The organism is Candidatus Methanoperedens sp. BLZ2 (assembly GCF_002487355.1).
Lineage (GTDB): Archaea > Halobacteriota > Methanosarcinia > Methanosarcinales > Methanoperedenaceae > Methanoperedens.
Map to the genome: position 1 here is coordinate 45,291 of NZ_NTMG01000054.1, position 23,660 is coordinate 68,950.

The window sequence follows — 23,660 nt, forward strand, 5'->3', positions numbered from 1 at the left end:
ATTGAGATGATAAAATATGAAATTCGCCAGCGAAGCAATAGGTATTAGATTAATTGAGACCGTAACATCCGGTCTCTACGATGGTAACCTTAATTGTTTGAGGGAATATGTACAAAACGGCATAGATGCAGGTGCAAAAAATATTGAGATCTCTTTTGAAAATGGAGACCAAAATCTAATCATACAGGATGATGGCTCTGGTATGAATAAATTCGAATTAGAGAATAAGGCGTTAGGTATAGGAGTATCTGACAAAACTGAAGAAGATGCTGGATGGAGAGGCATAGGAATTTGGAGTGGAGTCCCAATATGCCAGAGAATTGTTATAATAACTAAAAAATGCGATGATAAAAAATTCAGGATACAAATTAATAACGATGCTCTGCGGAACGAATACATGAGTAATAGACCCGTTCTTGATATTTTAAGCAATGCTACAGGAGAAATTGAAGAATTACCATTAGGCAACGACGAATCCTTTGAAAAAGATCATTACACAATAGTAAGGTTAGAATCTATTTTGTATAATCAAAAAAATATTTTCAACAAAGATGATATACATAGCTATCTATCCAGTGTAGTACCAGCGCCTTTCGATGCAAAACAATTCGAACTCGCTACTGAGATTGATAAATGGCTTAATGAAAAGGGTGTGAAATATCCATCAGTTAATATCAATTTTTATGGTAGGATCTTTAGACCCCCGTACAAAAGTGATATTTTCTTTAAAGGTTTTATTCAAAAAGAATTTATAGTAGGTGATAAATTAATTGCAGTTGGTTGGTTTCTTACCACCAATAAAAATGAGAAACTTGACAAACCAAACGGTGGAGTTTATTTTAAGAAAAAAGGTTTTACACTTGGAGATGAAAATCTTGTATTAAGACAATATAGTGGTACTTACCACCCGTGGCAATATGGAGAGATTCATATCATTTCCAGGGAATTACGTGAAAACGCTGCAAGAAATAACTTTGAATATAATAATAGAATTGTACAAACTTTTTTAGCTAATGTGGAAGAATATATCCGCCAACTTGAGATTCAAAACCACTATCAATCTGATAGAATTGCAGCAAACCAGATTAAAAAAGCACAAAAATATTTAGAAAATGAAGATTTACAATCTGCAGAAAAACTTGCTGATAAGATAAAAAGAAGATTAAATAAATCTGCACGTTTCCCTGTTGAGCCATCTCTTAAAATTATGCAACCACTAATAGATTCTAAATTTGAACAGGACAAAAAAGAATTTTCTATTTTAGAGACAAAAATAAACGAAATAAAATCAACTACCAGAGGTAGGAAAAAAGATTTCTTATTAAATACAGTCATCAACAATCTGTTCAAACCTGTGAGAGATAATGTCACAAAGCTATCTTCAAAAGGTCGGTTGTATCCAGAAATAAGCATCACAGAAGCCGTTAAAGAAATTCTTGAAAAGAAAACAGGGTTGAAGTTCACAAAGAATGAAATCTTCGAACTAAGTAAAGCTGCTTATGGATGGACTGATGTAGTTGGAAACAATACTCCAATATTACGTATAGATAAAACTAAAGATCAACATAACCGTCGTTTTGGCGTAATGGTTTATACCTTTTATGACCTGTTTGTTAATCTATGTAAGCATGAAAAAGGTAACGACTCCTTTAACTGGTTCGAAAATGCTCCTGAAGAAGAAAGGGAGATATTAGTTGCTGAAATGTATGCTGTAATTGATTTAATCTACAGGTTGATAGATAAATCAGAAAAAAGTCAACCTTAGGATCTTTCGGTTTGGTTATTTTAAGATCTTAATTTAGGATTTTATAGGAATCTTTATAAATAGAGTTGACTTAAATAGTGATGTGAAGATTTTACTTGTCGAACCAGATTATTATACAAAATATCCGCCATTAGGATTGATGAAATTAGTCTCATATCATCGGTCTAAGGGGGATCAAGTTAAATTGGTTCGCGGTTTAAAAACCGATTTAAATTTTAATCCAGATAAAATAAAGATTACATCGCTTTTTACTTATGCCTGGCTCCCAGTTCATAATACGATTGAATTTTACCATGGGCTATTTCCAGATGCTAAGATTGAGGTTGGTGGTATTTATGCATCAATAATGCCAGACCGGATTAAGGATTCATACCCTTTTGTAAATGTTCATGTTGGTTTATATGAAGAAGCAGAACTTTATTCGCCAGCTTATGATATTTTATTGGATGTTGAAAAATGGAAAGATTGGGATAGCTCAATAATATTCACTTCACGGGGATGTATAAGAAACTGTCCATTCTGCATTGTACCAAAAATAGAGGGAAAAATAAGGTCTGTTGCTTCTGATGTTCAAAATTATATTTATTCAGATCATAAAAGAGTAATATTATGGGATAATAATTTTTTAGCCTCGCCTGATTGGAAAATCACAATTGAGAATTTACTGGAAACTGGTTTAAAGATAGATTTTAATCAGGGGCTTGATGCAAGATTAATGGATGAAGAAAAAGCTGGATTTTTGGCCAGTCTTAGAATGCCAATGTTAAGAATGGCTTATGATTGGATTGGTGAAAAAAAAACCATAGTAAATGCTGTTGATTTGTTAGAAGAAGCTGGAGTAAAAAGGAGAAATATTTTATTTTACACATTGTACAATTTTTACGATCCCATTCAATCACATGGCGACTCGGCAGAAATGTTTTTAGAAAAATTGAAAGATATACAAAAACTTGGTTGCGTTTCATATCCTATGAGATTCGAACCGTTGAATTCATTGAAAAAGAATCAATATATTTCGCCTATGTGGACTACTGAACAACTAGAAGCGGTCTCAAAAGCGAGAAGGGTAATAGGATATGGGGGGGCTTTCCCACCTTATGAAGGCTTGATTAAGAAATTCGAGGCTGCAAAAGATTTTAATGAGGCTTTCCGTTTGCGCCTTTGCAACAATTAAATAAATCAGGATAGTAATTTTCCGATTACATTGCTCCCTGTTTTTTCCCGGATATATCTATCTACCGACAGTTCGCCTCCACCGTTGATCACAAGATATAACGCCATCAAAAGCAGCGCGAATACGTATTCAAATCCTATCTTATCGCCTGCTATGAAAAATCCCTGCGAAAGGTGGACCGTGAACAGCGCTACAGCCATGGTTGCAGCTATACCTGCAGCACCGATACGGGTGAAGAATCCGAGGAGTACCATGAGCCCTCCGAAGAACTCAGCCAGGATCGCAAGCGTGCCAAGAGCAGGCGGTATGCCCATCTGCTGGAAAAACTGGACGGTTGCATCAAAACCATATCCTCCGTACCAGCCGAGAAGCTTCTGGGAGCCGTGGGCGAAAAAGATTATGCCCAGGGCTGCACGCAGAAATACCAGGCTGAAATTTTGCGTTTTTTCCGACATCTGGCTCACTCCACGGATTTCAAAGCCTGCCTTGCCATACTTACCGGGCATTCGTTGGTGTGGCTGCTGCCGCAGTGAAGGCATGCATCGTTTACAGCATTGAGTGCTGTTTCTATTTTTTCTTTGTCAAAATTCATATTTTAAAACCTCAAATCCCTATTAATTATTATATTATATTTAAAATTAAAGTTACCAACAGGTAACCTCATGTAAAAAGACCATCATTCAAAAGACCAAAGATATATTATATAACACTTATATATACCGAATTGTGACTCCTGGTACATCAACTTCAAATAAAGAGATTTGTCCTGTAGTAGAATCGATATATACAATAGGGAATAAGTGGTCTCTTGTTATTACGTATAATTTAATGAAATCACCAAAAAGGTTCAATGAATTGAAAGCCTGCATTCCCGGGATATCTTCCAAGGTTCTCACCCAGAATTTATCCGAACTTCAAAAGAACGGGATTATCGAAAAAAAGACAACTTTGGACCAGCCCGAAAAAACAGAATATATACTTACAGAGAAGGGCGAAGACCTGAGAAATTTAATGCAGGAGGTAAAAACCTGGGGTGAAAAATGGCTCACCGGGCAGCAACAGCCAGAGTCTGGTCAGGGGCTGGAACAGATAAATGCCCTCCTTACCATCCCTGCTCAATCTGTATAACTTTATATGTAAGTAGAACATGTTTCTTAACTTCCGGTCCATTTTTTGGGATTCAGTCCACTGAAGAATCCTGCATCTATTTTTTGCCTCCGTACATTGTAAATATTCCATATTTATAGAAGCAATCCACATCTTTGAAGCCGATATATTTTAAGGCTTCAATCTGTGCATCTAAAGTATCAGGTTTATTTTCCGCAAGTTTATATCTTTTGATGATCTCGTCAAAATAATTACCTTCTATTTTTAAGAGGGTTTTTCTTTCATCAATCCATTCTTTCCAGAGCAAGAGATACCATCGCTCAAGGGCCTCTGTCGGAGCAAGGACAACATCAATGTTCAGAAAGTATCCATCTGTATCCAGATGGGAATAGATACTCCTGAATAGTGCTTCTTTCTCATCCATTGTTATATGATGTATTGCCAGTGAAGAAACTATAAAATCAAAATTTCCTTGTACAAGGTTTTTATCAATAATCTCTTGAAAACTTGCTTTAATAAAATGAGTATGATTAAAGCCAGTTAGACGCTTTCTAGCTTTATTGAGCATATCCTCCGAACCATCTATCAAAGTGGCTGATATTGAGTTATTAACTTTCAAAAGTTCATGAGTAATAATTCCATCTCCACATCCAAGATCAAGAATTCTAATATTTGGTTTTTTGTTGATAAAATGGTTGTAAAAAGATCTCAGAATCTCAAGCAACCTTCTGCGCTCAACGATATAGATATCCGAATTTTCTATGTATTCTTGAGAAAACTCAGCATTTGCCCATTCAGATTTATTGAATTCGATCATAACCTCGAAAAGCAATAGAAAAATGCCGGGAATGGGCACGTACGGGGGGTTTAAGATGGCTGACATACGCAAAGCTTCGCTTGATTCTCATGCTCCAGGTGCTCCTATCCTCCGGAAATGATATGAAAATAAAAAACCTGCAATGTCAATCTAAAATGATAGGTATGAAGCAGCTCATTCCATCTCCCGAATACTGACAACACCATGCTTAAAGACCACTATTTTCTTCGGCTTTTTCGATTTTATATCCTTCGTTTCTATCAGAATAAGTTCGTACTTGCTATATTCAGTCAATACGCCAGTTATTGTTTTTCCGCTAAATGTTTCACAAACAACTATCTTATTGATTAAATCAGATAAATATTCTGATTGCTGTAACTTTTCATTCCTGATTATTTCCTTTTCAGCCATATTTATATCATCCCTTATTCAGCATTTAACCATATCAATCCAATCCATAAAGTTAGCCACCAGTCTCCATAACATATATTAAAGCTGACTGGAGATACGATAAAGTTATCCAGGGAGCAATACCTTCCGCCTCCCGGCTTTTTCAAACCGCGCCATTTCCTCTTTCGCACGTCCTGACACGAACAACTTCTTCAACAGGCATAATAAATATCTTACCATCACCCATATTCCCGGTTTTCCCGATGTCGCATATTATTTCAATTACTTTCTCGACATCCTTATCATCCACGACAAGCTCAAGTTTTGTTTTGGGGAGAAGATCAACCCTGTACTCACTTGTCCTGTATGAGAGCACTATGCCTTTCTGCCTTCCCCTGCCTTTCACTTCGTAGGTCGTCAGACCAATGAATCCTGCCATGGCAAGAGCTGTCTTTATTTCACCGAGCTTTTCTGGCCTTATTATGGCTTCTATTTTCTTCATATTATCACCTCGAAATTCCGGGGATTTATTCTCTTAGACATCTTTTCTCCATCAACCTCGTAGCCTCGTTTCATATACCATTCCTGGAGTTTGTGATCCGGAACAAGAGGATCTGTTGAAAAAACTTTCAGTTCAACTTTCTGGAATCCTGAGGTCATGGCTGTCTTCTCGGCAAATGATAGAAGGCTGCTACCAAGACCTGTGTTCCTGAATTTCCTGTCCACAAATACTTCTTCTACGGAAAGTGCCTTTTCATTCCTGGAAATGTTTATTATGAGTTCTCCTGCCATACCATCAGGCGCATTTATCCTGTGGCATTGGAATTCTCCGCTTTCAGTCCTGTACCTGTAGAGCTCGTCTAACGACATATTCTTATTCTCTCCAACCGTGTTTGGAATTTTATTTTTATGCATCTTAAATCAACTCCTTATAAGTATGCCTTCTCGCCATGCTGGGAAACGTCAAGTCCTTCAACTTCATGTTCATCCTTTACCCGCAGGCCCATTGTCGCATCAAGAACCTTGAGTATAATGGCCGTCATAACAAATGAATAAGCCAATACAGCCACGATCGCTATCATCTGCTTCACTACAAGTCCCGGATTCCCGTAAATAAGACCGTCTGCCCCGGCAGTGTTAATTGCAACGGAAGCAAATATCCCTGTTGCAAGAGCACCCCAGATACCTCCGACCCCATGACATGCCATGACGTCAAGAGAATCATCGATACTGGTCCTTTTAGACCTCAGATGCATCGCAAAGTAGCAGAATATTCCTGCTCCTATGCCGATAATTATTGCAGGGACTACACCCACAAAGCCAGATCCTGGGGTTATTGCCACAAGACCTGCGACACCACCGGTAACGATCCCGACCGCATTCGGTTTTCCTCCATGTGTCCAGCTTACGAATGTCCAGGTAAGAGCTGCTGCTGCCGCAGCCGTGTTAGTGACGATAAAAGCGTTAGCTGCAAGCCCGTTGGCAGCAAGTGCGCTTCCTGCGTTAAAGCCGAACCAGCCAAACCACAGGAGTACACCACCGATTATGGTCATCGGGACGTTGTGCGGCGCCATGTCCTCGCTTCCGTATCCGAGGCGCTTTCCTATAATTATCGCTGCTGCAAACGCTGAAATTCCCGCAGTGATGTGGACGACTGTACCGCCTGCAAAGTCAAGAGCGCCAAGTGTGCGTATCCATCCGCCTACACCCCATACCCAGTGCGCCACCGGGTCATAAACAAGAGTTGCCCAGAGTACACTGAAAACCATCATTGTGCTGAATTTCATCCTGTCTGCAAAAGATCCGGTTATTAATGCGGGTGTGATAATTGCGAACATTGCCTGGAATATCATGAATACAGATGCAGGTATCGTGGCAGCATAATCAGGGTTCGGGGCTGCTCCCACACCATTAAGGCCAAGCCACTCAAGGCCCCCTATCAAACCTCTTCCGGTATCATGACCGAATGCCAGGCTGTATCCGAAAAGCACCCACTGGATGCTTATTATTGCCAGTATTATGAAGCTTTGCATGATGATAGCCAGGACGTTCTTTTTCCTGACCATCCCGCCATAGAAAAGCCCGACAGCAGGAGTCATTAACATGACAAGGGCAGCAGAAACAAGTACCCATGCCGTGTCTCCTGAATTGACCACTCCTGCTTCTTCAGCCAGAGCAGGCATTACTATTATTGAAAAGATCGCCACTATCAATGCAGCAGATCTTGCATTTCCTATCTTGTACACCGAATATCACCTCATTTATTTTTGTTTACCTTTTTTTAACAGGCATACGGTAACTTACTGTATATTTGTTAATATAAATACTTTTTTCTTATTATAGGAATACTTTATATACAATAAGATATTCAGTAGATTGCCGGTACCATGGCAAGGAGGAATAATGAGACAAATAGCAATATATGGAAAAGGCGGGATCGGTAAGTCCACAACAACCCAGAACCTTACCGCAGCTCTTGCTTCAATTGGAAAGCGCGTGATGCAGATAGGCTGTGACCCCAAGGCAGACTCAACAAGGATGCTCCTCTGGGGAAAAGTGCAGGCAACTGTGCTTGACACCATGCGCGACAACGGCCCTGGGGGTGTGACTCTTGATGTTGTCCAGCATACTGGCTTTGGCGGGATAAAGTGCGTCGAGGCAGGCGGTCCAGAACCAGGCGTGGGCTGCGCTGGAAGAGGAGTTATCACTGCAATAAAACTGTTGGAAGAACTGGGCGCATATAATGAAGACTTCGATTTCGTCTTCTATGATGTGCTCGGAGATGTCGTATGCGGGGGCTTTGCCATGCCCATACGCGAGGGATACGCCAAAGAGATATACATTGTGGCAAGCGGGGAACTCATGGCGCTCTATGCAGCCAACAACATCTGCAAGGGTATTGTGAGATTCGCAGAGAATGGCGATGCGCGTCTTGGCGGCATAATATGTAATTCCCGTAATGTGGATAATGAACTTGAGCTTCTGACCGAATTCGCAAAGAAGATCGGATCGCATTTGATCCAGTTCGTGCCCCGTGACAATATGGTGCAGCGCGCTGAGATCAACCGAAAAACCGTGATCGACTTTGATCCAGCCTGCAAGCAGGCCGATGTTTACAGATCGCTTGCCAAAAATATTATTGAGAACACGAATTTTGTGATCCCGAAGCCCATGGCGATGCAGGAACTTGAGGACATGATGGTTGAATTCGGAATAGTGGAGAGGTGAGAATATGAAGATGATACGTGCAATAATAAGGCCAAACAAGGAAGAAAAAGTTGTTGAGCACCTGGAAAAAGAAGGGTTTGTGTCCCTCACCAAGATGAACGTGTTTGGGCGCGGCAAGCAAAAAGGGATCAGGGTAGGGACGGTATGTTACGACGAGCTGCCTAAAGTGATGCTGATGCTGGTCGTGGATGACACGGAAGTTCAAAAGGCGATAAACGTTATCCAGAACAGCGCCCGCACCGGGAATATCGGCGACGGTAAGATATTCGTGACCGATGTTTCAGAAGCGTATACTGTGAGGACAGGCGCATCAGGATTATAGGTGAAAATATGAAGGAAGTTATTGCCATAATCCGAAGGCACAATTTGCAGGAGACAAAAGCAGGTCTTCTGGGAATAGGAGTGCCAGCGATCACAATGATAAGCGTAGAAGGCAGAGGCAAACAGAAAGGGCTGCCTGGCTGGAATTATGAACTCGATCCCGCACTCATAGAGTTAGAGGAAAAAAATTTAGGGGCTGCCATGCGCTTTATCCCCAAAAGGATGATCTCAACAGTGGTTGAGGATGATGATGTCCCGAAAGTGGTTGAGACCATAATCAGGACGAATCAGACAGGGCATATTGGAGATGGCAAGATCTTCGTGTGTCCTGTGGAAGATGCAGTGAGAGTAAGAACAGGAGAAAGCAAAGAACAGGCATTGAATTGAGATCGATCAGTATTGATAAACCACAGAGCACACAAAGGACGCAGAGAAAAACAACATCTCTCTGTGAACTCTGTGTTCTCTGTGGTTGATTTTATTTGAATAAAAAAAGGAGTAAAAAAATGACAACAATATTACCTGAATGCGATATCCCCATACCGCAGCGTCAGCCACACATTATTTGCCATGATCCGGCGAATATCATATTGCCCATGTGCAATGTCCAGACAGTCCCGGGCGACATGACCGAGCGCGGCTGCACGTTCGCAGGATGCAGGGGCGTAGTTGGCGGGCCTGTAAAGGACGCAATACAACTGGTGCACGGACCGATTGGATGTGCCTATTATACCTGGGGCACGCGCAGGAACCTTTCAGACACGAAACTGCACAGAAAGTACTGCTTCAGTACTGACCTGACAGAAGAAAGTGTGATATACGGCGGTGCAAAAAAGCTACTAAATTCTATTATAGAGTCGCATGAGCTTTTTCCCGAAGGAAAGGCGGTATTCGTGTATTCCACATGCGTGGTCGGGTTGATTGGTGATGATACCGAAGCTATATGCAAGCAGGCCCAGGAAAAGATCGGGATACCCGTGATACCTTTCCATTGCGAAGGTTTCAGGGGCGTGAGCCAGTCCCTGGGGCATCACATCGCCAACCGCACACTGTTTGAGAAAGTGGTTGGAACAGAAGAACCGCAAGAGACCACACCATACGATATGTGCATAGTAGGTGAATTCAACATCGACGGCGATGCGTGGATCGTCAAGCCTTTATTTGAAAGGATGGGCGTGAGAGTTCTTTCGGTATTTACAGGCAATGCCTCGTATAGTGATATTCCGCCCATGCACAGGGCAAAGCTGAATATCGTGCAGTGCCAGAGGTCATCCACATATATCGCAAAGATGATCCAGGATAAGTACGGAGTCCAATATATCAACGTATCCCTGTTTGGCATGACTCAAACTGCACAAGCTCTTCGAGATGTGGGAAAATTCTTCCGCCTTGAAGAAAATGCAGAAAAAGTGATAGCAGAAGAGCTTGCATTGTACCAGTCCAGGATCGATCATTATAGAAAGAAACTTGAGGGTAAGAAGTGCTTCATATACCAGGGGGCTCCGCGTGCCTGGCACTGGATGGGGCCGATGCGCGAACTGGGCATCGAAACGATCCTCACTGCTACCACGTTCGGTCATAAGGACGACTATGAAAAAATAATGGAAAAGGCAAAGCCAGGACATATCTGCATAGACAACCCGAATGCTCTTGAGATAGAGGAATATCTGGTAAAGCTCAAGCCTGATTTCTTTATCGGAGGATTGAAGGAGAAATACCTGACATACAAGCTTGGCATTCCCTTTATCAACGGTCATTCCTACGAAGAAGGACCTTATGCAGGTTTTGAGGGATTCGTGAATTTCGCAAAGGATATTGATGTTGCAGTGAACAGCCCGGTATGGAAGTTCATAAACCAGCCCCTGGAGGCGAAGTAAATGGCTTTGATAAATAAAAGTTTACCTGTTAAGACGGTTCGAAAACCTCGAAGCGTTACAATTAATCCTCCCAAAATGTGCCAGCCCATGGGCGCTATACTTGCTTACATGGGAGTTCACCGCTGTGTGCCGCTTGTGCACGGTTCCCAGGGATGCAGCACATATCCCCGCTACAATATTGCGCGCCATTTTAGGGAATCAGCAGAAGTTGCAGTTTCCTCGCTTGCTGAGGATGCAGCAGTATATGGCGGAGCAAAAAACCTGACTGAAGCCATAAAGAACGTAAAGTCGCGTCTCAATCCTGCTCTTATCGGAATATGCACAACATGCATGAGCGAGACAATTGGCGATGATGTAAGACTGATCTCAAAGAAGGCGATGGCGCCCGATGATACTATGAGGATAATTCCTGCGTCCACTCCAAGCTATGTGGGAACTCATCTTACTGGCTACGATAATGCCATGCGGGCTCTTGTGGAAACACTGGCTGCAAAGGGTAAGGGTGAACCCAACAACAAAATAAACATCATCACGGGCATAATCAACCCCGGAGATATCAGGGAGATAAAGAATATGCTTCGCATCATGAATGTGAATAACATATTCCTGTCCGATATCTCGGAGACCCTTGATACGCCAATCATGCCTGGCGGTCATAAGCCCTTGCTGCCTGACGGAGGGACGGAACCATCCGATATCATTGATTCGGCAAATTCACTGGGTACAATCGCGATTTGCAGGACAGCAGGTTCTGCTGCAACGTATCTCCAGAACAAGTTCAAAGTACCGGCTGTGCTTGCAGAAGCACCAATAGGTGTTGCAAATACTGACAGGTTTGTGCAAAACATCAGCATGTTAAGCGGTGCCTTCATCCCGGATGAGATAAAGAAAGATCGCGGGCGCCTGATAGACAGCATGGTGGACGTTCATCACTATATGTACGGGCGCAAAGTCGCGATTTTCGGCGACCCTGATCTTGTGTCAGCCATCGTCAGGTTCTGCGCTGAAGCAGGGATGAACCCCACAGTAGCGATGACAGCTACAAAGCATAAGGATTTTGCACCTGACATAAAGGCAGTGAATAGTGAATATAAGACAGATACGCAGATCCTTGAAGGTACAGACCTGTATGAATTCCACGAGGTTGTAAAAGCGCAGGGGGCAGAATTGATACTTGGCAACTCAAAGGGCAAGGACGTTGCAGACGATGAGGGCGTTCCGCTTGTGCGCTTTGGTTTTCCTGTTTATGACCGTGTTGGTGTGTACAGGTATTCCATTATGGGCTACAACGGTTCGATATACCTGCTTGACCAGATGACAAATGCCATCCTGGGACATAAGTATGATCCCAATAAGCTGCATCAGTGAGTGCCCGGTGAGGTGAAAACATGGAATACATAACCGGAATAACTGCATCGGGCGGGAGCTGGACTCCTGCCTTTGTTGTAAGAAGCAATATCAACGACTGCGGATGCTGCGGAAAATGTTTCAAGATATGCGGACGTGGCGTGTTCGAATATATCGACCATCCCAATGCTGATGACCTGTGCGGCGCAAAGGTCATGACAGTGGCGCATCCCGGGAACTGCATCGGCTGCGGCGCCTGCGCGCGCAGGTGCCCGAAGAAGAATATTGTGTGCGAGCCGAAGGTCATGTTTGGGGTAAGAGAAGGATCGGAGGTAACATAGAACTCACAACACGAAGCTTGCAAAGAAAATCAACCACAGAGGACTCGGAGTCCACAGAGAAGTGTTTTTTTCTCTGTGCCCTCTGTGGACTCTGTGGTTTTTGCAATATTCCAGAAATAATAAAAAGTCGTTCTCGTTTAATATAATTAATAGAGGTTTGAAAACATGTCCAAAATAAGCCATATCCTCCTGAAAAACCCGGTGGTTGTTCCCACCGGGACAAAACTCTGGGAGGCTGCAAAGCTCATGAAGATTAAAAAGGTTGCAAGTGTACTTGTAAGTAAAAACGGCAGGCTTGCTGGCATTATCTCGGTAGAAGATATTATGAATACTGCGGCAGAAAGAGCCAAACTTGACATTCCTGTAGATGATGTCATGCACTCACCCAAGCTAACGATCGACTCGGATAAATGGATCCTTGATGCGATCGTAATGTTTGAGCGCTGTAAAGCATCATACTTAGGCGTGATCGAAAATGGAGAGAAAATAGGCATTATAAGGGCGGATGATTTGTTGCATACTTACAGGTTTAATAATGAGACGCAAAGATAAAGAAATCAAGGATATGGAAGAGATAGAGTCCATCATAAACAAATCAAATGTTTGCAGGATCGCTTTTTCTGAAAACGATTCTCCATATATTGTTCCTGTTTGTTTCGGTTATAAGGATAATTGCCTTTATTTTCATTCCGCCAATGCTGGTAAAAAAATAGATATCATTGGAAAAAATAATAAGATATGTTTTGAATTTGATGATTATAGTGGATTATTGTTATCTGAAAATCCATGTGATTGGAATATAAAATATTCCAGTGTTATTGGATTCGGCAAGGCTTCTATTATCGATGACTTTGATGAAAAAATAAAAGCAATGAATATCATAATTGAACATTATTCAAATGGTTTACATGAATTTCAAAAAAAAATTGATACTGTAACAATTATTAAGGTTGATATAGAGAATATTACTGGCAAAAGATCAGGATATTAAAGAATATAACTATGTAATACAATTGATATATATGAGTGAGATGATTAAAGAAACGATCCGGAAATTTACAGCAAAAAGCTTTACTGAGAGAAAACTTTCATTTGATGAACTTGTTGATTTTCCGGGTTATGAAGATGCCACGAAAGTAGCATATTATAAAAACATTGCAGAATTATCCTTTGCGCAGGGTCTGGTATAAAACATGGCTATAAATAGAATCCGATTATCGAATTTTAAGAGTTTCAAGGATTTAGATGTAGAGCTTGGAAAGTTCAATGTATTTGTTGGCGCCAACGCGTCTGGGAAATCTAATTTTATCCAGAGTTTCAAATTTCTACGAGATATGAATAATCATGGTCTTGATAATGCAATATCCATGCAGGGGGGTATTGAATATCTCAGAAATATAAGTCTTGGTCAATCTGAAGAATTTTCATTAGAAGTGACTACTGATGATCTATTTATGAGTTTTTTGCCTGAAGTAAGTAAAGATGAAAGAATAAGAATTGACAGATACGAAACAATTTATAAAATTACAATAAAATTTAAAAATGAAGGTGAAGAATATGAAATTATTAAAGAAACAATTGAGCAGAAATGTAACTTTGTAAAATTAGAGAGAATCAACTCTGATGATAAATTTTATGAAAAGGAAATTCCTGGAAAAGGAAAAATTATAATTTCAAAACTTAATGGGAAAATTAAGTTCAGTTCAATTCAACCGGATGAAGTGAAAATAAGAGAAGAGGATATACTTCCATCGTTCTTAAGAGACGACAAATTCGAATCTAAAAGTCTTCTTCTCCAATATTTATTCTTTATAATGTCACCTTTTTTCATTGATTTTTCAATTTATGATATCGATCCAAATCTCCCCAAAAAAGCTACTCCAATAACTGGAAAAGCTGATCTTGAAGAGGATGGGAGTAATTTAGCCATAGTTCTAAAGAACATTTTGGAAAATGAAGATAATAAAAGAAAACTTTCGAATTTAGTGAGAGATGTTTTACCATTTGTTGAGGATATGGATGTAGAAAAATTAACAGATAAATCTTTGTTATTTAAATTACGTGAAATCTATTCTAAAAACCAATACTTACCTGCATCATTTTTATCTGATGGAACAATCTACATTACTGCTTTAATTATCGCATTATATTTTGACAGAAAGCCAATCATAATAATTGAAGAACCAGAAAGGAATATACACCCTTACCTGATTTCCAGATTGGTAAACATGATGAAGGAAGTCTCTGAAGAAAAACAGATCATTATTACAACCCATAATCCAGAGGTAATAAAACATGCTGGATTAGAGAATATCTATCTTTTATCAAGAAATGAAGAAGGCTTTTCCACAATTTCAAAGCCATCTGATAAAGAGGAAATAAAAATATTTCTGGAAAATGAAATGGGAATAGAAGAACTTTATGTCCAGAATTTATTGGAGATATGAGAGATGGGGTCTAAATTATTCATCTTTATCGAAGGCGATGATGATGAGAGATTTTTCAATAGAATCATTAAACCTATGTTTGAAAATAAATATGAAGTTCATTTGTGGAAATATGCACAGAAAAAAAACGAAAAAATCTTCCAATTCCTCAATAGCATTCAAGCGATGAATGATGCTGATTACATTTATGTGGCAGATAATAATGGCTCTCCATGCATAACGGATAGAAAACAAAGAATAGAAAATGATTTCAAAAATATTGATAAAAATAAAATATTAGTTGTGGTAAGAGAAATAGAGGGCTGGTATCTTGCTGGAATTGATGAGGGATCTTCCAAGAAATTTGGAATAAAATCTTTTCACAATACAGAACACATTAATAAAAGCGCTTTTAATGACGTGAAACCCAAAAAATTCAGTTCACGAATAGACTTTATGTCCGAAATATTGAAATTATTTTGTATAGATACGGCAAAAAAGAAGAATGGATCATTCAGTTATTTCGTTGAAAATTATATTTGAAATATAACTCACAGTGCGTCTGATGGTTAAATATGTCAGTCCATATGAAACAATCGGGTTTGAAAGAGTTTGAACATATCCCTGGTGTCAACAAGAAGATATCCCTGGACTTATGGAGCATGGGTTTACGTTCAGTGGAAGACCTGAAAGATTATGAAAGGCAGGGCATTCAGGTTGAAAGGTGTATGCTTTATGTGTTTTATTGTGTCGTTTACTATGAACATGATCCTGAACTGCTGAAATGGTGGAATTGGAAAGATAATAAATGGAGGAAAAGCGATGAGAATTCATTCACTTGAACACGAACCCTTTGAGGGACTTGCAAACATCGAAGTATGGGCAAATAGCAAAGGTCATAAGATCACAAGAACCCGGATATATAAAAATGAAGAATTCCCGGATATCGATGACTTTGACTGGTTAATAATCATGGGCGGCTCAATGAGTACCTATGAGGAAGAAAAATATCCCTGGCTGATCCCTGAAAAGAAATTCATTGGTGATGCGATCGCAAAGAAAAAATTATTGCTGGGGATTTGCCTTGGTTCCCAGCTTATTGCAGATGTTCTTGGCGGGAAGGTCAGCCCGAACACATATAAAGAAATTGGCTGGTTCCCGGTTTTTTTAACTCCGCAAAGTAAGAAGTCATCGATTTTCAATGATTTTCCCCGAGAATTCATGCCAATCCACTGGCATGGAGATACGTTCAGTATCCCGGATGGCGCAACATGGATCGCAAAAAGCCTGGCCTGTGCGAATCAGGCCTTTGAATATGATGATGGAAGAGTTATAGGGCTTCAATTTCATCTTGAATACAATGCTAAAAGTATTGATCTCATGTTCAGGAACTGCCTTGAGGATATCACGGAAGGGAAATATATCCAGAAACCTTATGAAATCCTGAGAAATATTAATAATGTCCAGGAAACGACCAGATTATTGAATCTTCTTCTGGACAAGATGGCAGAAAAATTTGAATAACCAATAATCATGGATGACATAATTATTCTTTCCGGCCTTATATTTGCAGCAGGATTGTTGTATTCCTCAGTGGGTCATGCCGGAGCTTCAGGCTACCTGGCAGTAATGGCACTTTTCGGCCTTGCTCCCGATACAATGAAACCCACAGCGCTTGTCCTGAATATCCTTGTTGCAGCAATAGCAGCAGCGCAATTCCAAAGGGCTGGTTATTTTTCATGGGATACTTTCTGGCCTTTTGCGATCAGTTCGATCCCGTTTGCGTTCATAGGCGGCGCCATGTCCATCCCTGGTAATATTTACAAACAAATCGTGGGTCTTGTCCTGTTATTCGCAGCTTACCACTTTTTTAGCAAAAAGCAATCAGCGATCGCAAATGCCTCCAAACAAATTCCAGTTCTGGCAGCAATACTCGCAGGCGCCGGAATAGGTATGCTCTCCGGAATGGTGGGTGTGGGCGGCGGTATTTTCCTCACCCCTCTTATCCTGTACATGGGCTGGGCAGGAACAAAGCAGACAGCAGGCGTATCTGCCATGTTCATTCTTGTGAACTCAATAGCCGGAATAGCAGGACATCTGGCAAGCGTGAAATTTTTGCCTGATACGATTTATGTTCTGGGTTTTGCGGCAGTTCTTGGGGGAACAATAGGTTCATACATGGGAAGCCGCAGATTTGCGAATGCAACTATTTATCAACTGCTTGCAGTGGTTCTTGTCATTGCGGGTGTGAAATTCATGATCGTGTAAAACTGAGGAGAAAGCTTTTATTACATTACCACGTTAAAGCGGAAAAATAATTATTCTATTATTTAAGATCAAAGAGGATTATTATGAAGTTTCAGGGAAAATCAGTAAGAAAATATACAGGCGGAAGACTCATACGGCAAAGAGGTAAGAAAAAATACGAGCTTGGCGGAGAGCAGGCCAATACTCATCTGGGCGAACCCATTCGCAAAACAGTGAAAACATTGGGTGGCAAGTTGAAAGTACGCCTCTTAAGAGCGCAAACCGCAGTAGTAACAGATCCGGCAACGAAGACATCAAAGACTGTAAAAATAGAAACTGTTACCGGAAATCCGGCAAATACACACTATGTAAGGCGAAATATTGTGACAAAAGGCTCTATAATCAAGACTGAAATCGGGAGCGCCCGCGTCACGAACAGGCCTGGACAGGAAGGCAGCATCAACGCTGTTCTCATACCCGGTACTGCTTAAAAGTAACCCATAATTCAGGAAGATGCTCCTGTAATAACTGATTATTACAGCAGGCATCCATTTTTATTCTTTTTTCAAGCGCGCGGCCCAGCGGCCTGCCAAGCAATCTGCGTATTTTTGTTTCGTATTCGCAAAGTTGCGCAATATCATCATTTTCCAGCGCTTTGATTATTGTTTTTCCTGCTACTTCACCCGCAAGTATCGCATTGTTGATGCCTGCGCCCGTTACTGGGTCTGCCATTCCTGCGCTGTCCCCTGCAAGAATAACATTGCCAAATACAAGTTTTTCCCGAAGTCCTCCGATTGGCAAAGCTCCTGCAATATATCCTGTTATTTTACCTGAAAGCCGGTTCGCGATTTTTGATCCGGCTATAAATGCATCAAGGTTCTGCCGTGGGGATTTTTTGTTTTTGTCTTTTATCATTCCCAGCCCGACTTTAGCTGAATTTTCTCCTGTCGGATAAATCCAGATATATCCGCCCGGGGCATAATCAGAATCAAAAAATATCTCACACGTTTGCGCAATGGGCTCAATATCCTTAATATGATACTGGGCGCAGGCCGCAAATCTTTGCGGCTGCAATCCCAGTATTGAAGCAGTTTTTGAAAAAACACCATCTGCGCCAACGATTATTTTTCCAGGTGCATTACCGTTACGGAATTTCACTATACCGGGACTTATATCGACCAGCGGTGAATTCCACATGACCTGCGCCCCTGATTCTTTTGCTTTTGATAATAAACTCATATCAAACGAAGGTCTATCCACGACATATCCATTCAATGAAAAATCATGATACGACTTGTCAGGAAAATAGGTACGCATTTGTTTTATATCTGACTGGAGAACAGATTCATCCGGTACGTCAAAATTTATGGTTTTACTGATATACCCGGCGCAGGGTGACCTGCACGTTTCGTTTTTTTCAAGTATGAGGACATCATAACCTGCATGAGCTACTGTTCTTGCAGTAACAGACCCGGCAGGCCCTGCTCCTACTATGATCGCATCATACATTAGCGATAGACCCATTCATCTGAGTAATACTTTGGCAAAAGAGTTTCTGTAAGCTTTATTTCCTTGCCGCTAAGGGACCCGGATTTTAAACGTATAGAAAAGCGTTCCTCAAATTTCTTTTTCATAACATTTTTTATCTCTTCCATATCACGCTGTTCCCCGAGTTCCCTGTCAAGCCAGGTGAGTCCTTCCCTTACTGATGCTATTTTTTTATCCATGAATTTCTCTTTCGGGATATTTGAGATCCGAAGCATCTCCTCTATATCAAAATCAAGAAGTAGAGTTCCATTCTGGAGCAGTTTTCCTTCCCAGCGCGTCTGGGCGTTTCCTGATATCTTCTTGTTATCGACAACTACATCGTTTATAGGACGAAAAGCTGCGTTCAGTTTGTAATGTATCAATGTATCAATAAGTACGCCGCATATCTGTTTATATGATCCTATAATGTCCATGGGAAACAACGCATTATCAATGGTTCCCACGACACCATAATTTACCTGCCTGCAACGTTCGTCTGAAAATGCAATGCCGCCACCGCTTATACGTCTTGTGATAGTATAGTCTTTACATTGTGAAAGATTCAATTCGACCTCTGCCTTCTGGAAAAAACCAAGGATAATGGATTTTTTCGGGGTCCAGAAAAAGAAGGTATTTCCTTCATCGGATTTCAAGATAGCTTCGTCCATTGCCATCATGTCGCGAATATCCACAAGTCCGAAATCAATAAAGCGCCATTCTTCCATATTATACCTCCAGAGCTTTCATTATGGATTCGGTAAAGTCAGCTGGTGATGTTCCGGGTGACTGGATATTTTCCCGTATGTAAATTTCTTCGATCTTATGTTCTATATCTTCACGTTTTGCCTTAATTCCTTTCAGTTCTCCGGCGATCTTGAAGAAAGCCTCTTCAGGGAACAGGAAGAAATCTCCTGAGATGTTTATTTCTTTTATCCTGCCGTTCTCGGTTGCAACGAACGATCTTATGAGTCCACCTTTTGATTTATGGATTCCCTGTGACGTTTTTATTTCCATGGTATTTACTCCGGCTTACTCCAGCTTATTCAGAAACATCATGATTCTATAAAAAAATATCATTTGTAGGAACTGTGGTGTAAATAAAAGAACACTTTATATTCTAAAATAATAAGTTAGACGCATGCGTATCGGAGTAATCGCTATCCAGGGAAATGTAGAAGAACACGTTATTGCAATAGAAAATGCACTGCGCCGTGCTGGTCTTCAGGCTGAGGTAATAAAAATAAAACACAAAGGATTAGTTGATTCATGCGATGCCTTGATCCTGCCCGGGGGAGAAAGCACAACACTTGGCAGGCTCCTGGAACGGGAAGGCATTGCGGATGAAATAAAGAAGGCGGCCAGCGCTGGAATACCAATTATGGGAACATGCGCAGGGCTTGTTCTTCTTGCAAAACATGGAGACGATCAGGTAGAAAAAACAGGGCAGCCATTACTTGGAATCATGGATATCCATGTAAACAGGAACGCATTCGGACGCCAGAGAGAATCATTTGAGACCCTGATCGGTTTTAATGGATTTGACACGCCTTTTAATGCTATATTCATTCGGGCTCCGGGCATCACAGGATGCACCAATGACGTGGAGATACTTTCAAAGTATAAAGATTCAATTGTGGCAGCAAGACAGAAAAATATACTTGCACTTGCATTTCATCCTGAATTGACAGATGATTACAGGATACACCATTATTTTTTGAAAATGATAGGATAAGATAGGATAATCATCCCATCTGTCTCAATTTCTCCTCAATTTCCTTAATGTCATCCTGGTATGATCTCCTTCTGTCCTCATAATCTTCATCCAGGAGATCCCCGGATTCATATTTCTGTTCAAGGTCTTTTATACTGGAAAGCAATTGTTTCTTGATGTCTAAAAGCTCATTCACTTTTTTTCCGTCATATTTTCCGGATGATACGACACTGTGGGCCTCTGAAGGTTTTTCAATTTCCTCTCTCTTGTTTATTTTCGTTGCTTTTGTCCTGTTTTTTTCTGAGTTTTCTGAGGTTACTTTTCCCTTTCCTTTACCGTCCTCAGATTTTAATTTTTTCTTTATGTAAGGATATAGGAGAGCAAGAATTATCAATATCCCTATAACAATATATGGAACATAGCTCTGGCTTGCGGATGCAGGTAACGGGGATGATGATATTTCAACATTTATTTCCTTGAATTCCGGAGACGAGAACCTGAAAATCCCGGCTTTTTCGTCCACGTCGGTCGCAGCCATCTTATCGCCATTTTCATCAGTGAATTGGACTGCATTTCCTTCAGGTTTTGTAATTTTTACTACTAAAGCAGCACCTATGTTCGGATTTTCCACATATCTATAACTTGTTAATGCAGGAACAGCCAATTTCTTTGAATATATTTCTGAGCTTGATGCCCCAGCTTTCTGTTGAACTGTATATTCTAAAACATACAGGAATGGTAAACTGCTGTTTTGTTCAACATAATCCTTCCAGCTTACGATATTCTCATTTTGCGAAAAATCGATTGGCACATTCCCGCCGCCTGTCATCATTTCCGACCGGGCAACAATGACATCCTCTGATCCATCAGGGACCCATGTTCTTAGATCACCATAGAAATCCTTTGTTCCGATATTCCTGAAAATAAGGGTTTCACGGATAAACAATTTGTTTTCTGCCTTTAATCGGGCCGAATCATCCACTTCAATCAGATGCTGGACCATAATGATATCCTGGTCTGATTCTGTTGTATTAGTTAAGTCTATTTGTGAAATATTTTGTGTATCTTGCGGGATATCTGTGGTATTGGTAGTACTGGAATTGGTAGCATTTGAATTTCCGCCCATTCCCGGAAATCCTAAAGCGCCATTTGCCAATAAAATGACCAAAAATGTTGAGATTATTATTTTTGTTATGTTTTTCATTGATTCACTTCATCCATAATTGTATTTAAGATAATAATTAAGTTATCTATTAAAATTTGAACGCTGTTTCTGTTATCGTCGCAAAACTTATCACGATAAGAGTTGCAAAGGATATATAATTACTGAGATATTTTGATAATTATGCCCTACGCAGCAAAAGACAGACAGGAATTTATTAAACGCTCAAACCTTATTCCCGATTCCAGAGTCCTGGATTTTGGGGGGATGCTATCCGAAGAACTCAACTCAGCTGTTTTCGGGATAACCTCAAAAAGAGTACTTTCAAACGCAGTTCTTATAAAACCGCTGCTCTTGCCATTTAAGAATTCTGTCTTCAAATCAGTTGTTTCTTATCATTATTTTGACCTTGTATCGTCTGAAAAACTTGATTTCCTGTTTGAAGAGGCAGCAAGAGTGCTTGATAAAGATGCAAGTTTTTCATTCATGATTATGCAATGGGCTGCAACCAATGAAGCGCAAAAGTCAAATCTGCTATTTAATGAAATCCTGAAAAGTATTGGAGCCCTCTACCAGCATGATTTTGAAGAAATAAGCCTCAAGCTGAATAAAGCGGGATTCACAGAGATAACAGTTGAAAGCATCAGGCATGATATCACGGTCCCTGAGGAATTCGTCAATGAGCACCTCTTGATGCTGGGAAATCTTGTAAAATTAGAAAAAACACAGGGCGGAGAAGGTTTAAAGGCGCTTGTAAAGCAGTATTTCCACAAAGTAAAAGAACATGGTGAATCCATGCTGCCAGCTATACATTTTATCGCGAAGAAATGACATGAAGAAAAAACATCTTGAGATTATGCTGGAAAAAGTGGAAGGTTTCAAGTCACCTAAAGCCGATAAGGAACAATATGCAACACCAGCAATTGTCGCCTCGGAGCTGTTGCATTTTGCCTTTATGAAAGGAGATATCACAGGTACGGTTTACGATCTTGGATGCGGAAGTGGCATCTTTGCTATTGGCGCTAAACTCCTTGGGGCAGAAAAGGTTATAGGTTTTGATGATGATAAAGAGGTTTTAGAGATTGCACGGGCAAATGCACATAAACTTGACGTTGATGTCGAGTTCGTATGCAGCAATATTTCCGATATAAGTGGAAAAGCGCATACGGTTGTAATGAATCCGCCTTTTGGCGCGCAGAAGAAAGGAAGCGATCGCCCTTTTTTGAGGAAAGCCCTCGAATTAAGCAGCGTGGTTTATTCCATACATAATGCCCGGAGTGCAGAATTTATAAAAAAATTCATAAGCCCATCGGTCATAACAGAATACAAATTAATAGATTTCCCGATAAAAAGGACATTCGGGTTTCATAAGAAGGAAAGACTGGTCATAAAAGTTGAGATATACAGGATCGAGAAAAGAACAGAGGGATAATTATTAGAATCAAACGAAAAAAAATAACAAGCAGAAGAAAGCTTGGCAAGGGTGACGAAAAAGAACCCAAAGGAGTAAAAGAAAACGAGCTTGAGCTGGAAGAAGAAGTTGAAGATGTAACCATGGAACCGGAAATTACAGAAGAGAGTACAGAAGAAACCGTCCAACCCGAAGAACCTGTTGAGGCCGAAGAACCTGTTGAAGAAGCAGTTGAGGAAGAACAAAAAGAAGAAATAAGAAATGTTTTGCCGGGTGACCTTATTGGAACTTCGGAAGAATTCATCCCAAAAAGCGGCGCATATGTGGAAGGGGGGAATATTTACGCATCAGCAAGCGGTATTGTTAAGATAAACAATAAAGAGCGTTCCATATCAGTCGAACCTGTCACGAACACACCTCCGCATCTTGTGGTTGGAGATATCGTTATCGGGCAGGTCACAGATGTAAAAGATTCGGTTGCGCTCGTTGAGATCGCAGGAATCAAAGGCAAAGGCGAACGCGAGATCGTCAATGCGGACCAGGCTGCAATTCATGTATCAAATGTAAAAGACGCCTATGTCAAGGAATTGTATTATGAATTCGCCCCGTTTGATATTGTAAAGGCAAGAGTACTTGACCTTCGGAACATGCGCCTGTCAACTGTCAATAAGGAACTTGGCGTTATGAAGGCTTATTGCGGAAATTGCAGAACAGTTCTGAAAATAGATAACAACAAACTTAAATGTCCCAAATGTGAAAGGACAGAGACAAGAAAATTATCTTCTGATTACGGGACAGGTATTATTTAG

The 23,660-nt window shown here is 40.6% G+C and carries 33 protein-coding genes; 22 read left to right on the top strand and 11 right to left on the bottom strand.

Features of this window, described 5'->3' with window-relative positions; all coding sequences use genetic code 11:
* The first annotated feature begins 16 nt into the window (after positions 1 to 16).
* The gene (locus CL181_RS09695) at positions 17 to 1,765 is read left to right on the top strand and encodes an ATP-binding protein (RefSeq protein WP_097299111.1); all 1,749 of its coding nucleotides are present in this window, start codon (positions 17 to 19) and stop codon (positions 1,763 to 1,765) included.
* 82 nt (positions 1,766 to 1,847) lie between these two features.
* Positions 1,848 to 2,939 carry a hypothetical protein gene (locus tag CL181_RS09700; RefSeq protein ID WP_141398864.1) on the top strand — a complete coding sequence of 364 codons (1,092 nt, stop codon included), beginning with the start codon at positions 1,848 to 1,850 and terminating at the stop codon, positions 2,937 to 2,939.
* A gap of 5 nt (positions 2,940 to 2,944) precedes the next feature.
* Here CL181_RS09700 and CL181_RS09705 read toward each other — a convergent pair whose 3' ends face one another.
* Both CL181_RS09705 and CL181_RS21160 read right to left on the bottom strand, forming a co-directional pair.
* Positions 2,945 to 3,394, bottom strand: a complete 450-nt coding sequence (locus CL181_RS09705) for a DoxX family protein (protein ID WP_097299113.1) — start codon at positions 3,392 to 3,394, stop codon at positions 2,945 to 2,947.
* Positions 3,395 to 3,399: 5 nt separating this feature from the next.
* Entirely contained in the window at positions 3,400 to 3,531 is a 132-nt protein-coding gene (locus CL181_RS21160) for a hypothetical protein (RefSeq protein WP_255251526.1), read from the bottom strand.
* A gap of 134 nt (positions 3,532 to 3,665) precedes the next feature.
* Between CL181_RS21160 and CL181_RS09710 the strand changes: the two genes are divergently transcribed.
* Positions 3,666 to 4,067 (top strand): helix-turn-helix domain-containing protein, encoded by a 402-nt coding sequence (locus CL181_RS09710; RefSeq protein WP_141398865.1) that lies wholly within the window; start codon positions 3,666 to 3,668, stop codon positions 4,065 to 4,067.
* Between the two features lie 76 nt (positions 4,068 to 4,143).
* On the opposite strand, the gene CL181_RS09715 is transcribed toward CL181_RS09710, so the two are convergent.
* From CL181_RS09715 to CL181_RS09735, 5 genes are all read right to left on the bottom strand, one after another.
* On the bottom strand, positions 4,144 to 4,863 hold the full coding sequence (locus CL181_RS09715; protein ID WP_097299150.1) for a trans-aconitate 2-methyltransferase: 720 nt from the start codon (positions 4,861 to 4,863) through the stop codon (positions 4,144 to 4,146).
* A gap of 174 nt (positions 4,864 to 5,037) precedes the next feature.
* Positions 5,038 to 5,274 carry a hypothetical protein gene (locus CL181_RS09720; RefSeq protein ID WP_097299115.1) on the bottom strand — a complete coding sequence of 79 codons (237 nt, stop codon included), beginning with the start codon at positions 5,272 to 5,274 and terminating at the stop codon, positions 5,038 to 5,040.
* Between the two features lie 142 nt (positions 5,275 to 5,416).
* Positions 5,417 to 5,755: a P-II family nitrogen regulator gene (locus tag CL181_RS09725; protein WP_097299116.1), complete on the bottom strand. Its 339-nt coding sequence runs from the start codon at positions 5,753 to 5,755 to the stop codon at positions 5,417 to 5,419.
* Positions 5,752 to 6,168 carry an N-acetyltransferase gene (locus CL181_RS09730; protein ID WP_097299117.1) on the bottom strand — a complete coding sequence of 139 codons (417 nt, stop codon included), beginning with the start codon at positions 6,166 to 6,168 and terminating at the stop codon, positions 5,752 to 5,754. The genes CL181_RS09725 and CL181_RS09730 overlap by 4 nt, the downstream gene beginning before the upstream one ends.
* Positions 6,169 to 6,182: 14 nt before the next feature.
* Positions 6,183 to 7,499: an ammonium transporter gene (locus CL181_RS09735; protein ID WP_303740879.1), complete on the bottom strand. Its 1,317-nt coding sequence runs from the start codon at positions 7,497 to 7,499 to the stop codon at positions 6,183 to 6,185.
* Between the two features lie 154 nt (positions 7,500 to 7,653).
* Between CL181_RS09735 and cfbC the strand changes: the two genes are divergently transcribed.
* The 15 genes from cfbC to CL181_RS09805 all read left to right on the top strand — a co-directional run bounded on the left by cfbC (position 7,654) and on the right by CL181_RS09805 (position 17,531).
* Complete coding sequence (gene cfbC / locus CL181_RS09740) at positions 7,654 to 8,481, top strand: Ni-sirohydrochlorin a,c-diamide reductive cyclase ATP-dependent reductase subunit (protein WP_217993140.1); 828 nt, start codon at positions 7,654 to 7,656, stop codon at positions 8,479 to 8,481.
* Positions 8,482 to 8,485: 4 nt separating this feature from the next.
* On the top strand, positions 8,486 to 8,803 hold the full coding sequence (locus CL181_RS09745; RefSeq protein ID WP_097299119.1) for a P-II family nitrogen regulator: 318 nt from the start codon (positions 8,486 to 8,488) through the stop codon (positions 8,801 to 8,803).
* 8 nt (positions 8,804 to 8,811) lie between these two features.
* A complete protein-coding gene (locus tag CL181_RS09750; RefSeq protein WP_097299120.1) occupies positions 8,812 to 9,189 on the top strand; it encodes a P-II family nitrogen regulator in 378 nt (125 codons plus the stop codon).
* A gap of 119 nt (positions 9,190 to 9,308) precedes the next feature.
* Positions 9,309 to 10,679 (top strand): nitrogenase component I subunit alpha, encoded by a 1,371-nt coding sequence (locus tag CL181_RS09755; RefSeq protein ID WP_097299121.1) that lies wholly within the window; start codon positions 9,309 to 9,311, stop codon positions 10,677 to 10,679.
* Entirely contained in the window at positions 10,680 to 12,047 is a 1,368-nt protein-coding gene (locus CL181_RS09760; RefSeq protein WP_097299122.1) for a nitrogenase component 1, read from the top strand. It abuts the gene before it with no gap.
* A gap of 20 nt (positions 12,048 to 12,067) precedes the next feature.
* Positions 12,068 to 12,367 (top strand): 4Fe-4S binding protein, encoded by a 300-nt coding sequence (locus tag CL181_RS09765; RefSeq protein ID WP_141398866.1) that lies wholly within the window; start codon positions 12,068 to 12,070, stop codon positions 12,365 to 12,367.
* 165 nt (positions 12,368 to 12,532) lie between these two features.
* Positions 12,533 to 12,919 carry a cyclic nucleotide-binding/CBS domain-containing protein gene (locus tag CL181_RS09770; protein WP_097299123.1) on the top strand — a complete coding sequence of 129 codons (387 nt, stop codon included), beginning with the start codon at positions 12,533 to 12,535 and terminating at the stop codon, positions 12,917 to 12,919.
* Between the two features lie 13 nt (positions 12,920 to 12,932).
* The gene (locus CL181_RS09775) at positions 12,933 to 13,358 is read left to right on the top strand and encodes a pyridoxamine 5'-phosphate oxidase family protein (RefSeq protein WP_217993139.1); all 426 of its coding nucleotides are present in this window, start codon (positions 12,933 to 12,935) and stop codon (positions 13,356 to 13,358) included.
* 31 nt (positions 13,359 to 13,389) lie between these two features.
* Positions 13,390 to 13,557, top strand: coding sequence for a hypothetical protein (locus CL181_RS20310; protein ID WP_176505148.1), 168 nt, complete (start codon positions 13,390 to 13,392; stop codon positions 13,555 to 13,557).
* A 3-nt stretch (positions 13,558 to 13,560) separates the two neighbouring features.
* Positions 13,561 to 14,814 carry an AAA family ATPase gene (locus CL181_RS09780; RefSeq protein ID WP_097299125.1) on the top strand — a complete coding sequence of 418 codons (1,254 nt, stop codon included), beginning with the start codon at positions 13,561 to 13,563 and terminating at the stop codon, positions 14,812 to 14,814.
* Between the two features lie 3 nt (positions 14,815 to 14,817).
* A complete protein-coding gene (locus CL181_RS09785; protein ID WP_097299126.1) occupies positions 14,818 to 15,336 on the top strand; it encodes a hypothetical protein in 519 nt (172 codons plus the stop codon).
* A 32-nt stretch (positions 15,337 to 15,368) separates the two neighbouring features.
* Positions 15,369 to 15,635: a helix-hairpin-helix domain-containing protein gene (locus tag CL181_RS09790; RefSeq protein ID WP_097299127.1), complete on the top strand. Its 267-nt coding sequence runs from the start codon at positions 15,369 to 15,371 to the stop codon at positions 15,633 to 15,635.
* Positions 15,616 to 16,317 (top strand): type 1 glutamine amidotransferase, encoded by a 702-nt coding sequence (locus CL181_RS09795; protein ID WP_097299128.1) that lies wholly within the window; start codon positions 15,616 to 15,618, stop codon positions 16,315 to 16,317. The genes CL181_RS09790 and CL181_RS09795 overlap by 20 nt, the downstream gene beginning before the upstream one ends.
* 9 nt (positions 16,318 to 16,326) lie before the next feature.
* Positions 16,327 to 17,061, top strand: a complete 735-nt coding sequence (locus CL181_RS09800) for a sulfite exporter TauE/SafE family protein (RefSeq protein ID WP_097299129.1) — start codon at positions 16,327 to 16,329, stop codon at positions 17,059 to 17,061.
* An 83-nt stretch (positions 17,062 to 17,144) separates the two neighbouring features.
* Positions 17,145 to 17,531, top strand: a complete 387-nt coding sequence (locus CL181_RS09805; RefSeq protein ID WP_097299130.1) for a 30S ribosomal protein S8e — start codon at positions 17,145 to 17,147, stop codon at positions 17,529 to 17,531.
* Here CL181_RS09805 and CL181_RS09810 read toward each other — a convergent pair.
* Genes CL181_RS09810 through CL181_RS09820 form a run of 3 tightly spaced genes read right to left on the bottom strand, consistent with a single transcriptional unit; the run spans position 17,512 to position 19,581 of the window.
* On the bottom strand, positions 17,512 to 18,564 hold the full coding sequence (locus CL181_RS09810) for an NAD(P)/FAD-dependent oxidoreductase (protein ID WP_097299131.1): 1,053 nt from the start codon (positions 18,562 to 18,564) through the stop codon (positions 17,512 to 17,514). The genes CL181_RS09805 and CL181_RS09810 overlap by 20 nt on opposite strands.
* Positions 18,549 to 19,292, bottom strand: a complete 744-nt coding sequence (locus CL181_RS09815) for a biotin/lipoate A/B protein ligase family protein (protein WP_097299132.1) — start codon at positions 19,290 to 19,292, stop codon at positions 18,549 to 18,551. The genes CL181_RS09810 and CL181_RS09815 overlap by 16 nt, the downstream gene beginning before the upstream one ends.
* 1 nt (position 19,293) lies before the next feature.
* Complete coding sequence (locus CL181_RS09820) at positions 19,294 to 19,581, bottom strand: lipoate protein ligase C-terminal domain-containing protein (protein ID WP_097299133.1); 288 nt, start codon at positions 19,579 to 19,581, stop codon at positions 19,294 to 19,296.
* Positions 19,582 to 19,705: 124 nt separating this feature from the next.
* Between CL181_RS09820 and pdxT the strand changes: the two genes are divergently transcribed.
* On the top strand, positions 19,706 to 20,299 hold the full coding sequence (gene pdxT / locus CL181_RS09825; protein WP_097299134.1) for a pyridoxal 5'-phosphate synthase glutaminase subunit PdxT: 594 nt from the start codon (positions 19,706 to 19,708) through the stop codon (positions 20,297 to 20,299).
* Positions 20,300 to 20,309: 10 nt separating this feature from the next.
* Here pdxT and CL181_RS09830 read toward each other — a convergent pair whose 3' ends face one another.
* Positions 20,310 to 21,482 carry a hypothetical protein gene (locus CL181_RS09830; protein WP_097299135.1) on the bottom strand — a complete coding sequence of 391 codons (1,173 nt, stop codon included), beginning with the start codon at positions 21,480 to 21,482 and terminating at the stop codon, positions 20,310 to 20,312.
* 141 nt (positions 21,483 to 21,623) lie between these two features.
* Between CL181_RS09830 and CL181_RS09835 the strand changes: the two genes are divergently transcribed.
* The 3 genes from CL181_RS09835 (at position 21,624) to CL181_RS09845 (ending at position 23,660) form a co-directional block, all read left to right on the top strand.
* Positions 21,624 to 22,271 (top strand): hypothetical protein, encoded by a 648-nt coding sequence (locus CL181_RS09835; RefSeq protein WP_097299136.1) that lies wholly within the window; start codon positions 21,624 to 21,626, stop codon positions 22,269 to 22,271.
* A 1-nt stretch (position 22,272) separates the two neighbouring features.
* Positions 22,273 to 22,872 carry an METTL5 family protein gene (locus tag CL181_RS09840; RefSeq protein WP_097299137.1) on the top strand — a complete coding sequence of 200 codons (600 nt, stop codon included), beginning with the start codon at positions 22,273 to 22,275 and terminating at the stop codon, positions 22,870 to 22,872.
* 122 nt (positions 22,873 to 22,994) lie between these two features.
* A complete protein-coding gene (locus CL181_RS09845) occupies positions 22,995 to 23,660 on the top strand; it encodes an exosome complex RNA-binding protein Csl4 (RefSeq protein ID WP_097299138.1) in 666 nt (221 codons plus the stop codon).